The following is a 13,935-nucleotide window of genomic DNA, read 5'->3' on the forward strand; positions in this document are numbered from 1 at the left end:
TCATCTCATTAATATGCGATGGCCCGTTTTGTATTCAGCACAAGGGTTTACAGCTATAGTTCCCACTATATCCCTTTATCATCCCTCACTTTAGGTCTTCTATGCGCATACGTAGCTCCTTTACTCAGTCGATAGTGCTCTTTTTAACCCTGTTGGTTGCTAGCCAAATTTTTTCTTATTACGCGGTGTTTAACTATGCATTGATGCCGAGTTTGCAGCAGTTTAATAAGATTCTGGCTCACGAGTTAAACCTCGTCTTGGATCAAGGCAGTGATATCGAGATTGATGCGCCACTGCGTCAACGTGTGCTTGAGCAACTCGGAGTGACGGTTCACGCCAAGGACAGCGAAGCTGCAGGTGAGTATTACCATGCGGTAGCAATCGACCTGATGAGTGAGGAGATGACCAAAGAGTTGGGCTCTGAAACCGAAGTGCGATTGATCTTGGGTAAAGAGAGCTACGTGTTGTGGATGGACATCGCGCAGCTGCCTAACTCCTTGATTCGTATTCCTCTGTCTGAGCTGCAAGAAGAAGACTTTGCGCCTCTGTTCCGTAACAGCCTGATCATGGCGATGTTGATTGTTGCGGGTGGCTGGCTGTTCATTCGCTTGCAAAACCGGCCTTTAATAGCGCTAGAGAAAGCCGCCCAAGGTGTGGGGCGTGGTGATATTCCACCACCATTGCCAGTGCAAGGTGCGCAAGAGATCCGCTCGGTAACTCGAGCCTTTAATCAGATGTCGAAAGGTATCCAAGAACTCGAAGAAGACCGCGCTTTGTTGATGGCAGGTATCAGTCATGATTTGCGTACTCCGTTAACGCGTATTCGCTTAGCGACCGAGATGATGTCGCCAGAAGACAGCTATTTAGCGGAAGGGATCATCAGTGATACCGAAGAGTGTAATGAGATCATCAGCCAGTTTATGGATTACCTAAAGCCCGTTGACCGAGATTCATTCCAAGAGGTATTTGTCGATGATATTGCCCGAGAAGTTTCTAGCTCAGAAGGTGGCTACGAGGTACAAATTGAAACCGATATTCCAGAGTCGATGAAGCCTGCGCTAGGTAACCCGATCGCGATGAAGCGTGCCGTGAGTAACTTGGTGGTGAATGCGCTGCGCTATGGCAATGGTTGGGTCAAGGTATCGACTGGCATGACGGCCGATAATAAACTGGCTTGGGTGACCGTTGAAGATAATGGCCCTGGGATCCCGCAAGACCAAGTCGGCAAGTTGTTTGAACCGTTCACGCGTGGTGATACCGCTCGTGGCAGTGAAGGTACCGGCTTAGGCTTGGCGATCGTCAAACGTATCGTCAGCCAACACCAAGGTGCCGTAGTGGTTAATAACCGCAGTGAAGGTGGCTTAAAAGCGCAGATCAGTTTCCCTGTGAAGCCTTAAATATCATCGGTCTGTATTATGGTGACGGGTTCGGTTCGGGAAGCTGTGAAGAGATCCCCGACTCGGTCATTCTTCCCTATCGTGAGGAACGAGCGAATAGGGAATCTCGCTCTTGCTTGATGAAAGTAACGCACACTAAAAAGGCTTCCTTGAGGAAGCCTTTTTTACGTTTGAATGCGGTCTCAGTGTTAACTATGACTTAATGTTAACTACGCCTTAGAGTAAACATCGCGCTCGCCTAGCCAGCGGTTGATGATCGCCTTGGCGTTGTCTGGGTAGCTATCGTGAATATGACGCGCAATACGCTGCACTTCAGGTATCAAACGTTGGTCACGAATTAGATCGGCGATCTTGAAATCAGCCAAGCCAGTTTGTTTGGTACCGAGCAATTCACCGGGGCCACGGATTTCTAAGTCGCGCTGTGCAATCACAAAGCCATCGTTACTTTCACGTAGCACACCTAAGCGTTTCTGAGCGGTTTTAGACAGCGGTGAGTGATACAACAGTACACAATGGCTTGCGACCGAACCTCGGCCGACACGGCCACGCAGTTGGTGCAGTTGCGCTAGGCCAAGACGTTCTGGGTTCTCGATGATCATTAAGCTCGAATTCGGAACATCCACACCAACTTCAATCACGGTTGTCGCAACCAATAGATGCAGCTTGTTCTCTTTGAACTCTCGCATCACCGCTTGTTTCTCGGCGGGTTTCATACGGCCATGGACTAAACCAATTTTTACGTCAGGCAGTTTGCGTTGTAGCTCTTCTGCGGTATCAGCTGCAGCTTGAGCTTCCAGTACTTCCGATTCATCAATCAGCGTACACACCCAGTAGGCTTGCTTGCCTTCATTGAGACACGCATTTTTCACACGTTCAACAATGTCATCGCGCTTGGTATCAGGAATCGCTACGGTTTGAATTGGGGTTCGTCCCGGTGGCAGCTCATCAATAATTGAAGTTTCGAGGTCGGCATAGGCCGTCATTGCTAACGTTCGTGGGATTGGAGTGGCGGTCATGACCAACTGATGGGGGTAGTAGCCTTGTTTTGCGCCTTTCTCACGTAGTTCTAATCGCTGGTGGACGCCAAATCGGTGTTGCTCATCAATGATCACTAAACCAAGGTTTTTGAACTCGACATGCTCTTGGAATAGCGCATGAGTTCCCACCACCATTTGCGCTTCGCCGCTGGCAATACGTGTTAGTTCCGTTTCACGAGCCTTACCTTTGAGTTTACCTGCCAGCCAACCGACTCGAATGCCCATCGCCTCAAACCAGTTAGCAAAGTTAATCGCGTGCTGTTCTGCCAATAGCTCGGTTGGTGCCATCAGTGCCACTTGCTGACCATGTTCGAGTGCGCGAACGGCTGCCAGTGCGGCGACTAAGGTTTTACCTGAACCTACATCACCCTGTACTAAACGCATCATAGGGTGTGGCTTTTCAAGGTCGGCTTCGATCTCTTTAGTCACCCTTACTTGAGCATTGGTTGGTGAAAACGGAAGTTGAGCTAACAACTTATCTTTGAGGGTGTTTACCGGAGGGAAAGGCATCGCTTTGTCTTGCTGCCCTTTACTACGAACAGACAGCATCGATAGGTTTTGCGCCAGTAGCTCTTCCATAATCAGGCGCAGCTGCGCAGGGTGTTTACCTTCATCAAACAGCTCTAGGTCAATGCCTGGAGGAGGCCTGTGAATGGTATGCAGTGCTTGCGCGAGTGTTATTTGGTGGTCGTATAAACCGGATGGGAGAAGCTCGTTAACTGCGGCCTTATCGATTAACTCTAAAGCTTGATCGGTAAGATTACGCAGCGTGACTTGTCTTAGCCCTTCGGTGGTTGGGTACACCGGAGTTAGGTTGGCTTCAACGTCTGGCTGTTGCCTCGGCGCAAAGAATTTGTAGTCAGGATGGACGATCTCAAGCCCCATATTACCGCGCTTGATCTCACCATAAGCATGCACTTGTTTGCCTTCAGCAAAGTTATTCTTCATGCCTGCAGTGAAGTTGAAAAAACGTAGGGTAATAGTGCCATTGCCATCACTGATCTTTACTGCGAGCATCTTACGTTTACCGAAAATGGTATCGACGTGCATTACCTTGCCTTGCACTGCTGCCCATAAACCAGCATGCAGTTTTACGATGGGATAGATACGCGTTCGATCTTCATAGCGCAAAGGCAGGTGAAATAGCAGGTCTTGTACATTGTTAAGCCCAACCTTCTCTAGTTTCTCTGCGACTTTAGCGCCGACTCCAGATAAAGAGTTGAGAGGGATAGCAGATAAAAGCTGTGACATAACAAGGCTCATAAACGTAAGAGAGATAATCTATTCAAGCATTTTACTGGATTTTTGTACAGGGTAAAGCTTAGAAGCAGATGAGGGATGAGAGTGAACGAGATTCGAAGGGAATAAGAGCAGATGCGGGATACGGGTAAACGAAATACGAAAGGATGAAGGGCAGGTTCGGGTTGCTAGTAAGCTAGATGCGAAGGGAATAAGAGCAGATACGGGATGCGGGTAAACGAGATACGAAGAGATAAGAGTAGATTCGGGATGCGAGTAAACGAGATACGAAGAGATTAAGAGCGGATACGGGATTTGGGTAAACGAGATACGAAGAGATAAGAGTAGATGCGGGATACGAGGATACAGAAAACAGGGCAGTACAAAAAATTAAAGCAGACTCGAAATACGAAGAGTTGAGGTGGTGAAAAGTTTTTGCTCTTCGCATCTCGAGACTCGTATCTCTCATCTGCTTTATTTATCTGCTTTTAGATCAGTTCTTACGGCGTTTTACTTTCAGCGCGTGTGGCATCACACGTAGCTTTTTCATAATACTTGCAAGATGAACACGATCTTTGGTCGTCAGCAAGATAGTCACTGTGTACAGGCGTCCATCACGTTCTTCGGTTGAAATACCGTGAATGTTTGAGCCCGTTTTCGAGATAACGTTCGTTAACTCTGCCAGTGCACCTTGGTGGTTCTGGATGTCGATCTGAAGTTCAGCTGTGAACTCTTGATCGTAATCGTCAGACCATTCTACCGCCATGTATTTGTCTGGTTCTTTTTGGTAGCCACGAACGTTTGGACACGTTTCGCGGTGAACCACAAGACCACGACCTGGAGATACATGAGCAATGATGTGATCGCCTGGGATCGGGTGACAACAATTTGCAAAAGTCAGTAGTAGACCTTCAGCTCCGCGGATAGCTAGTTTCTTCCTAGGCGCATCGCTGTTGTTTTTCACTTCAGTCAGTTCGTCAGCATCACCCAGTAGGCGACGAGCAATGACGATACTCATCAGCTCGCCAAGACCAATCGATGCTAGCAAGTCTTCAACGCTTTCTAGGCGTAAGTCAGACAATACATGCTCGAGGTTCTCTTGGCCGATATCGGCAATAGAGTGCTCACCAAGTGCGTGATTCAGTAGACGACGACCTAGGGTAATCGACTCTTCACGGCGCATGGTCTTCAGAACCTGGCGGATCTTAGTACGAGCGCGTGAGGTCACCACGTAGTTGAGCCATGCTGCATTTGGGCGTGCGCCCGGAGCACTGATGATCTCAATAGTTTGACCATTCTTCAGCGATTTGCTGAGTGGGTAAGGGTTCATGTCGACACGAGCCCCTACACACATATTGCCGACGTCGGTATGTACCGCGTAAGCAAAATCGACCGCTGTTGCACCCGCAGGAAGTTCGACGATGCGACCTTTCGGCGTGAACACGAAGATCTCATCTGGGAACAGATCAGATTTAACGTTTTCAATGAATTCGAATGAGTTACCTGCGCTTTGTTGCAGCTCAAGTAAGCTCTGCATCCAACGCTGTGCTTTAACCTGTGCGGTTGTCCCATTGCTACTGCGTGAGCCACTGCCTTTGTAAGACCAGTGCGCCGCGACGCCTTTATCGGCCATTTGCTCCATATCTTCGGTACGGATCTGAACCTCTACAGGTACCCCGTGAGGGCCGATCATTGACGTATGAAGAGATTGGTAGCCGTTGGCTTTTGGTACCGCAATGTAATCTTTCATGCGGCCCGGACGTGGCTTGTACAAGCTGTGAGCCTGGCCAAGTGCGCGATAACAAGTATCTGGGGTATCAACCACTACGCGGAAAGCGTAGATGTCCATAATGGTGTGAAAGCGCTGTTCTTTGGTTTTCATCTTGTTATAGATGGAGAACAAGTTCTTTTCACGACCTACGACGCGAGCAGACAAACCGACTTCTTCAAGACGGCCTTCAATTTCGCTATGGATACGTTGGATCATTTCCTTACGGTTACCACGCGCAGCTTTCACTACATTTCTGAGTACGCGATAACGGTTAGGGTAGAGGGCTTCGAAGCCCAACTCTTCTAGTTCGGTCTTGATGTTATGAATACCAAGACGGTGAGCTAGCGGAGAATAGATCTCTAAAGTTTCACGAGCAATACGACGCTTTTTGTCAGGACGAAGTGCCCCAAGCGTACGCATGTTGTGAGTACGGTCAGCTAATTTGATCAAGATAACGCGGATGTCTTGCACCATGGCGAGAACCATCTTACGGAAGTTCTCTGCTTGCGCTTCTTTGCGATCACGAAATTTAAGCTTATCCAGCTTAGATACACCATCAACCAGTTCAGCAACGGTATTGCCGAATTGAGCTTCTAGCTCCTCTTTTGTAACTTCAGTATCTTCAATTACATCGTGGAGTAGTGCGGCTTGCAGAGTTTCGATATCCAGACGCATTTCTGCCAGGATTCTTGAAACAGCAACAGGGTGGATTATGTATGGTTCACCCGTTGAACGGGTTTGCCCTTCATGGGCATTTCTCGCTACCACATAAGATTGACGCAGAGCCTCAATTTGAGGCTCTGTTAGGTATTCTTGGGCAACGTCTTTGAGGCTATCGAATAGATACAAATTAAAGGCCCGGAAGGTTAATTAGTTCGAATGACGTTGATTCTATCAGCGAGTGTGAGCGATGCTGCTTACTGCTGCAAGTTCAGCCGCTTCTTGCTCTTGTTGCTCTTGACGCTCACGAGCATCTAGTACGTCTTTAGTGATAAGACCTTCTTCGATTTCGCGAAGAGCGATAACCGTCGGCTTATCGTTTTCTTCAGGCACTAGTGAATCTTTGCCGCCAGTTTGCATTTGACGTGCGCGGCGAGCCGAAATAAGAACTAGGTCGAAACGGTTGCCAACTTTTTCAACAGCGTCTTGAACAGTTACGCGTGCCATGAGGACTCCAAATAGTAATTAACTAATAAATTTTATATGACGAGAAAGTATACAAGTTTAACTAGAGACTTTCTAGCTCACCGTATACTTATCTCAATGGAAAATCCAGTTATACCAATCACAGTGAATAAGTGCTCAGAGATAGCATAGGAAAAAAGTTTGATAACAAGGCAGCTTTACTCGACAAAGAGTTCCGATAAGTAGTGACCCTACAATCAAAAATTCTAACGACGTTATCAGGCTTTTTCACAAGCTAGAATGACCAGCTTTTTACTACGATTGGTATCAGAGATTATTCCGCTAGTAGTGCTGTAAGCATGCCGCTGTATTTAGCTGCTTGCTTATCTTCTTTCAAACGTTCCGCACGAATGATTGCTCTGAAGTCCATTAAGGCTGCATCAAAGTCATCATTCACGATCACATAATCGTATTCTGCATAGTGAGAAATCTCTGATTTTGCTTCGCTCATGCGTTTCGCAATAACTTCGTCGCTATCTTGACCGCGAACATTTAAACGACGCTCTAGCTCACCATTTGATGGTGGAAGAATGAAGACACTCTTCGCTTGAGGCATTTGTTCACGGATCTGACGAGCACCTTGCCAGTCGATATCTAGGAATACATCGATACCGCGGTTTAGGTTTTCTTCAATCCAAACACGTGACGTACCGTAGTAGTTGCCGAATACTTCAGCGTACTCTAGGAACTCACTCTTCTTGATGAGATCTTCAAAGTGATGTTTCTCTACAAAGTGGTAGTGAACACCATTTTCTTCACCAGGGCGCATACCGCGAGTGGTGTGTGAAACAGATACCTTCATTGCGTAGGTTGGATTGGTTTCCAGCATTGCTGAGATCAAGCTCGATTTACCTGCGCCACTAGGTGCAGATACGATGTAAAGAGTACCTATGCCCATCTGTATATTTCCACTGTTGGTTGGATTGAGTGAAGGCGATAAACCGACACTATAAAAGATAGCACTGACCCTAATTTTTGTTCCGGTGGTTACGTCTATAAAGGAATAACTAGTAAAACTAATAGGTGCAACTGGTGAAAATTAGGTCAGAAAAATGGAGGCGAAGAGTAGCATATTTAGATGATTGAGAACAACTGGCTTGATCGTTATTTATCAGCGAATGATCTTTTCAAGGATCTTTGTATAACTGCAATGGCTCGTCATCTTCACTTTTTTATGTGATCTGGACAAAATTTGTTGAAGTTTTAATCTCAATCCTTACAATCCGCGCAAACGATTAAATGCTGTATATATCTAGTGATATGGACTAGATGTTTCTACTACCGAGCCTACCTTGGTGACTACAGTTTTTAGTGTAGAGACCCCTCTATTCTCACAGCATTTGAATCTCAAATTTCTTAATTTATTACATAGGTTTTGTTGTGAATACCGACTCCACCCTGAAAGCCCAGAAAACGTCTGGCTCGCTTGACACCCTGTTCAAACTCTCAGAGAGAAAGACCACGATCAGCACTGAGCTCTACGCAGGTTTTATTACCTTCTTAGCGATGAGTTATATCTTGGCGGTTAACCCAGCAATTCTGGGGGGCATCCCGGGGATGGACAAAGGGGCAGTCTTTACGGCTACCGCTCTTTCTGCTGCTATCGCAACGCTTATCATGGGTATTTGGGGCAACTACCCAGTCATGCTGGCTCCGGGCATGAGTATGAACGGATTCTTCAAAGGTCTACTGTTAAGCGGTTCTGTGGCGGTACTTTGGAATGAAGCGCTATTTGGTATCTTTCTATCCGGTATCCTTTATCTCGCTTTCTCGTTGACCAATATCCGTAAGTCGATGATTGAATCGATTCCTGAAGATTTGAAGTTGGCGATTACCGTATCTCTCGGCTTGTTCATTGCTTTCTTAGGCCTTAAGAATGCAGGAATCATCGTGTCTAACCCGTTTGTACTGGTTGGCTTAGGTGACATCTCAGACCCACAAGTGGTTATCGCTTATGTGAGTATCTTCATCGCTCTGGGCTGTATGGTTCGTGACATTAAGCTGGCAACGTTTATCTCGTTTGTTTCAGCGATTGCATTGACGATTCTGGCTGATGTGTTCTTAGGTACATCAAACGCACCAATCCCAGACCAATTCATTTCTATGCCACCAAGCATGGCGGGCAGCTTCGGCGCGATCTTTGATTTCTCAGCTTTCACCCCTGAGAAAATGTTCGACCTATTGTTCATCGTCCTCATTTTCCTGATTGTCGATTTCTTCGATGGCTTAAGCACGATTGTTGGTGTGGGCCGCGATGCAGGTATCATCGACAAAGACGGTAAGGTGCCAAACGCGAAATCGGCGCTAGTGGCAGATGCAGGCGGTACGGTGATTGGTTCGATTCTCGGTACCACATCGATCACTGCGTTCTCTGAATCGGGTATTGCTTCTTCTCAAGGTGCGAAAACAGGTTTAGCGGCAGTCATGGTGGCTGGCTTATTCCTAGTGTCGCTATTCCTATACCCAATCTTCTCTATCTTCTCAGCGGCAATGGTCGCGCCTGCGATGGTAGTGGTAGGCATCTACATGGTGGGTCGCCTTGGTCAGATAAACTGGGAAAAGAAAGAGTCACGCATTGCAGCCTTCTTCACCATCATGTTCACCGTTCTAAGCTTCTCTCCAGCAAACGGTATGGCGATGGGCTTTATCAGCTACGCATTCACAATGGTTGTGGTAGGTAAGCGCAAAGAAGTACACCCGCTTATCTACGGCCTGTGTGTGGTGTTCTTAACTTACCTGATTCTCCTTTAAGGCTAATTAACCACCACCAATTAGCCACTATAAAAGTCGCTAAGTAAAAGACAAACAGATGGCTCTGCAGTGAATGTGGGGCCATTTTTGTATCTGTTGTTTATTACCTTTGCTTCTTCCTGGTGGTTACCGATGAATTGATAGCGTTATCCCCAAGTCGATGCTTTGACAGTACGCGACTTATATTGATGCATGCTATTGTAGAGACTGGATTAATTATTTTTTGAAGAGTGACTATGCCTTCTAACTTACCTAAATCTTTTAGTAAGCCGTTTTTAAAAGTATTCCACATTATGGAAGCGGTATTGCTGGTGGCGATCACACTGGCGACCTTGTTTGCGATGGTCGAAGAGTTCATGCATGTCTTCGCTGAACGCCGAGTGCAATTGACCGACATTCTGCTGATGTTTATCTATTTAGAAGTGTTGGCAATGGTTCAGCAGTTTGTGATGAACGGTAAGATCCCAGTGCGATACCCAATCTACATCGCGATGATGGCAATTGCTCGTTACATCACTTTGGGCATGAAAGAACTCGATGCGGTATTGATCGTTTGGTTATCTTTAGCGGTATTTATCTTGGCCGCAGCAACACTCTTGATTCGTGTGGGACACCATTATTGGCCATATGTCGATCTAAGAACCAAGCAACCGGATGAGTAAATAAATCAGGTTATAAGTTAATAAGAGCCCAGCCATGTTGCTGGGTTTTTTATTGCTCTTGATGTGTCCAAAAGACTCAATAGTGTCTTTTTAATTATCTTAATCATGCTGTCTATATGACTCTAATTGTTATTTTTGCCTTGATGTACAAGGCTTTGTGTCTTGGCATGAATGTTGATTGGTAAGTATTAGACTCATATAAGGAACACGCTATGCATTTTGAAAGCACTCATTATAAACCTGAAATATTCTCCGAAAAGGTTGCACTTCTTGTTACTCGACTTCTCAAAAAGACACTTAACTTGTTTTATGGAAAACACTTAGCCAAACGAGCCATGTTGTTGGAAACCATAGCGGCGGTGCCGGGCATGGTGGCGGGAGTGTTCAACCACCTCAAAGCTCTGCGCCGCATGAAAGACGACGGTGGTTGGATCAAAGAGCTACTGGACGAAGCGGATAATGAACGGATGCATTTGATGATTTTCCTTACCGTTACCAACCCGTCTATTATAGAACGCATCTTAGTGATGCTATTACAGTTCATCTTTCTACTCATCTATGGCGTGATCTACTTAGTCTCATCTAAAACCGCGCATAGGATCGTTGGGTATTTTGAAGAGGAAGCTTGTAATAGTTACTCCGAATATATCTCGAAAATTCAAGATGGCACGTTGCCCAATCATCCCGCTCCTGAAATTGCGATTAAATATTATCGCTTACCCGAGAATGCTACGTTTTTGGATGTGCTTTTCTGCATAAGGGAAGATGAAGCTAAACATAGAGATAAGAATCACGACATTGCCGATCTCTATAAAACCCAAGACTTACCCGATCATCAGTGCTAATCATCAAAAAGACATAATTATGACAAATAAAGCTCAACAACCAGAAAATAAGGTCGTCTTAATTACTGGTTCAAACCCGGGGTGGGGTTGAGCTTTTCTATGCATACTAGAAATACGGACTTACCTGAGGGGGAGTGCTTAGAGAGTCGTACTATGAGTAAATTTCTTAAGATCAAAGCGTTATAAATGAGCTTAATGGCGTAGTAGGGCTGTAATTTAAGCCAACCGAACAAAAAAACATCAATTATTTTCAAATAAAGCTTTACAACCCGACCCAGATCACCAAGAATGGCCTCGCTCTGTTTTCAGAGTTATTAAATGAAACATCAGTTGTAAAGTAAAACCCTTAGTATTGCTTCATTGTTATTCTCAGTGTTTCCCTTGGCTTCATAGATACATTAAATAATTCAAGCTTTCAGCGCATCGCACTTTTGGCGATTAATTTTTTATTTTTATATAAGGGACACATCATGTCTAACAAAACAAACGGCGTAGTAAAATGGTTTAACGAAGAGAAAGGTTTCGGTTTCCTAACTCAAGACAACGGCGGCGCTGACGTATTCGTTCACTTCCGTGCTATCGCTTCTGAAGGTTTCAAGACTCTTAAAGAAGGCCAACAAGTGTCTTTCGAAGTAGAGCAAGGCCAAAAAGGTCTTCAAGCTGCAAACGTTGTAGCTCTATAAGATTTTAAGTCGACGCAAGTTGCATTAGCAACTTGCGTCACTTTCTCCCTTAAATCTTTCCCCTCTAGTTCCACCTGTAATATCCCCCTCAAAATATTCTAAAATCCTTTGTTACATCCGCTTCTCTGTTTTATCTATAGCTGTATCTATCTCTTGGTCCAAACAAATCTCCTGCGTAACAACCTGCTCACTTACTCATCCTGATTGGCATTATTGTATCCATAAAAAAGCCCCTAAAACTAGGAGCTTATCTTGATATAATCAACACTGATTCAGCTAATGGCTATTCACAGCGTGTTACTGACAAACTGTTATTCAATGTTCTGGATCTGCTCACGCATCTGTTCGATAAGAACCTTAAGCTCTACGCCTGATGCTGTGATGTCTGTGCTGATAGACTTAGACGCTAGCGTGTTTGACTCACGGTTGAACTCTTGCATCATGAAGTCAAGCTTACGGCCACAAGCGCCACCTTTCTTCAGTACTACATTTGCTTCTTTCACGTGAGAGTCTAAACGGTCTAGCTCTTCTGCTACGTCTGACTTCTGCGCAAGTAGGATAAGTTCTTGCTCAACACGAGAACCTTCAAGTTCAATTTTAGCATCTTCAAATTTGGTAAGAAGGCGCTCACGTTGCCATTCTAGGATCTCAGGCATACGCGCACGAACTTTAACAACTTCTTCAGTGATTGCATCTAAGCGCTGTACGATGAGCGCTTTCATGTTCTCGCCTTCACGAGCACGAGCATCAATGAACTCTGCGATGGCATCGTTGAATGCTTCTAGCAGGTCTTTGTTGATGGCATCCATGTCTTGCTCTGGCGTTTCCATCACACCAGGCCAATTCATGACTTGGAATGGGTTCAAACGGCTGTCTTCACCTGTCATCGTCATTACTTGGTTCGCAGCATTGATTACTTGTTGAGCCAAACCTTCGTTAATGCTTAGCTCGCCTTTCGCTGCTGGGTTTGCTTCAAAACGTAGGTTACATTCAACCTTGCCGCGAGCTAGACGCTTACGGAAACGCTCACGTAGGATTGGCTCTAAACCACGGAACTGTTCAGGCATACGGAAGTAAGTTTCAAGGTAGCGTTGGTTTACACTACGGATTTCCCATACTGCTGTACCCCAATCGCCTTTTACTTCTTTGCGTGCATACGCGGTCATACTATAAATCATCGAATTTTCCTGTCTTTTATCATTCTGAAAATAACGCGCACGCATAGTATCACGATACGGGGTGCACCCGAAGCCTGTCGCTTTTCGGCGATAAATAGCCTTTCACGGTAAGTATCTTTGAGTCGTAAGTCGCTTTAAGTCGTAAGTCGCTTTGAATGGTAAATAGATTTGAAAGATAAACTGCTATATAATCTTGCCCCAATCAAAACTGTCTCACCCCTTTCTTAGGTGATGCACTCTTTCGATAGTAAATCACTTCAGACTGTTAATAAGGTAGATACCAATGCGTCCAAATGACCGCGCTGTAGATCAAATTCGTCCAATTAAAATTACTCGTAACTACACGGCTTATGCTGAAGGTTCTGTATTAGTTGAGTTCGGCAACACTAAAGTTCTATGTAATGCGACGGTAGAAGAAAACGTACCGCGTTGGTTAAAAGGCCAAGGAAAGGGTTGGGTAACGGCTGAATACGGCATGCTGCCACGTGCAACGCACACTCGTAACCGTCGTGAAGCGGCGAGCGGTAAGCAAGGTGGTCGTACGATGGAAATCCAACGTCTGATCGCGCGTAGCCTACGTGCTGTTGTTGACCTGAAAGTAATGGGTGAAATCATGATCACTGTCGATTGTGATGTTATCCAAGCAGACGGCGGTACTCGTACTGCTTCTATCTCAGGTGCAAGCGTTGCAATGGCTGATGCTATCAACAGCCTACTAGCAAGCGGCAAACTGAAAAAGAACCCAATGAAAGGCCACGTAGCGGCAGTTTCAGTGGGCATCGTTGGTGCACAAGCACTGTGTGACCTTGAGTACGTTGAAGACTCAGCAGCTGATACCGACATGAACGTTGTAATGACGGAAGACGGTAAGATGATTGAGATTCAAGGCACCGCAGAAGGCGAACCGTTCAGCCACGAAGAGCTGATGCAGCTTTTAGCCCTGGCGAATAAGGGTATTACCGATATCGTCGAAGCGCAGAAAGCTGCGTTGGCCGACTAGTTTCTAGATAGCTCCCACATTGGGGGCTATTTTTTTATCTTCTTCGTATTCGCGCCCTCCGCGTTGTTAACTGTGCTTACTCACCCGAATCACTTACTACTCGTAAGCTCACGGGTTTCGTAAGCTTGTTGCCTAGCGGAAAACACGACTACTTAGAAGATACTAAGAAGAGTTTAAGTTAATTAAG

Annotated in this window: 11 protein-coding genes and 1 riboswitch; of the genes, 6 read left to right on the plus strand and 5 right to left on the minus strand. The window is 45.7% G+C overall.

Annotated features, from left to right (window positions below; genetic code table 11):
- Nucleotides 1–101: 101 nt before the first annotated feature.
- A complete protein-coding gene (gene envZ / locus M4S28_RS02030; RefSeq protein ID WP_017080818.1) occupies nucleotides 102–1,397 on the plus strand; it encodes a two-component system sensor histidine kinase EnvZ in 1,296 nt (431 codons plus the stop codon).
- A gap of 209 nt (nucleotides 1,398–1,606) precedes the next feature.
- Here envZ and recG read toward each other — a convergent pair whose 3' ends face one another.
- The 4 genes from recG to gmk all read right to left on the minus strand — a co-directional run bounded on the left by recG (nucleotide 1,607) and on the right by gmk (nucleotide 7,527).
- The gene (gene recG, locus M4S28_RS02035) at nucleotides 1,607–3,685 is read right to left on the minus strand and encodes an ATP-dependent DNA helicase RecG (protein ID WP_249632216.1); all 2,079 of its coding nucleotides are present in this window, start codon (nucleotides 3,683–3,685) and stop codon (nucleotides 1,607–1,609) included.
- Between the two features lie 481 nt (nucleotides 3,686–4,166).
- Nucleotides 4,167–6,293 (minus strand): bifunctional GTP diphosphokinase/guanosine-3',5'-bis pyrophosphate 3'-pyrophosphohydrolase, encoded by a 2,127-nt coding sequence (spoT, locus tag M4S28_RS02040; RefSeq protein WP_004735646.1) that lies wholly within the window; start codon nucleotides 6,291–6,293, stop codon nucleotides 4,167–4,169.
- Nucleotides 6,294–6,338: 45 nt separating this feature from the next.
- On the minus strand, nucleotides 6,339–6,611 hold the full coding sequence (rpoZ, locus tag M4S28_RS02045; protein WP_004735648.1) for a DNA-directed RNA polymerase subunit omega: 273 nt from the start codon (nucleotides 6,609–6,611) through the stop codon (nucleotides 6,339–6,341).
- Between the two features lie 292 nt (nucleotides 6,612–6,903).
- Complete coding sequence (gmk, locus tag M4S28_RS02050; protein WP_017109197.1) at nucleotides 6,904–7,527, minus strand: guanylate kinase; 624 nt, start codon at nucleotides 7,525–7,527, stop codon at nucleotides 6,904–6,906.
- 324 nt (nucleotides 7,528–7,851) lie between these two features.
- Nucleotides 7,852–7,951, plus strand: a riboswitch (purine riboswitch).
- A gap of 58 nt (nucleotides 7,952–8,009) precedes the next feature.
- Between gmk and M4S28_RS02055 the strand changes: the two genes are divergently transcribed.
- The 4 genes from M4S28_RS02055 (at nucleotide 8,010) to cspE (ending at nucleotide 11,570) form a co-directional block, all read left to right on the plus strand.
- Nucleotides 8,010–9,380, plus strand: coding sequence for an NCS2 family permease (locus M4S28_RS02055; protein WP_249632217.1), 1,371 nt, complete (start codon nucleotides 8,010–8,012; stop codon nucleotides 9,378–9,380).
- Nucleotides 9,381–9,616: 236 nt separating this feature from the next.
- A complete protein-coding gene (locus M4S28_RS02060) occupies nucleotides 9,617–10,042 on the plus strand; it encodes a phosphate-starvation-inducible protein PsiE (RefSeq protein WP_249632218.1) in 426 nt (141 codons plus the stop codon).
- Nucleotides 10,043–10,254: 212 nt separating this feature from the next.
- Nucleotides 10,255–10,887, plus strand: a complete 633-nt coding sequence (locus M4S28_RS02065; protein ID WP_017093622.1) for an alternative oxidase — start codon at nucleotides 10,255–10,257, stop codon at nucleotides 10,885–10,887.
- A gap of 470 nt (nucleotides 10,888–11,357) precedes the next feature.
- Complete coding sequence (gene cspE / locus M4S28_RS02070) at nucleotides 11,358–11,570, plus strand: transcription antiterminator/RNA stability regulator CspE (RefSeq protein WP_004735656.1); 213 nt, start codon at nucleotides 11,358–11,360, stop codon at nucleotides 11,568–11,570.
- Between the two features lie 311 nt (nucleotides 11,571–11,881).
- Here cspE and M4S28_RS02075 read toward each other — a convergent pair whose 3' ends face one another.
- Complete coding sequence (locus tag M4S28_RS02075) at nucleotides 11,882–12,748, minus strand: YicC/YloC family endoribonuclease (protein WP_004735725.1); 867 nt, start codon at nucleotides 12,746–12,748, stop codon at nucleotides 11,882–11,884.
- A gap of 283 nt (nucleotides 12,749–13,031) precedes the next feature.
- Here M4S28_RS02075 and rph point away from each other — a divergent pair, with 283 nt between their 5' ends.
- Nucleotides 13,032–13,748 (plus strand): ribonuclease PH, encoded by a 717-nt coding sequence (gene rph / locus M4S28_RS02080; RefSeq protein WP_004735726.1) that lies wholly within the window; start codon nucleotides 13,032–13,034, stop codon nucleotides 13,746–13,748.
- Nucleotides 13,749–13,935 lie beyond the last annotated feature (187 nt).

Source organism: Vibrio sp. J383, from assembly GCF_023503985.1.
GTDB lineage: Bacteria > Pseudomonadota > Gammaproteobacteria > Enterobacterales > Vibrionaceae > Vibrio > Vibrio splendidus.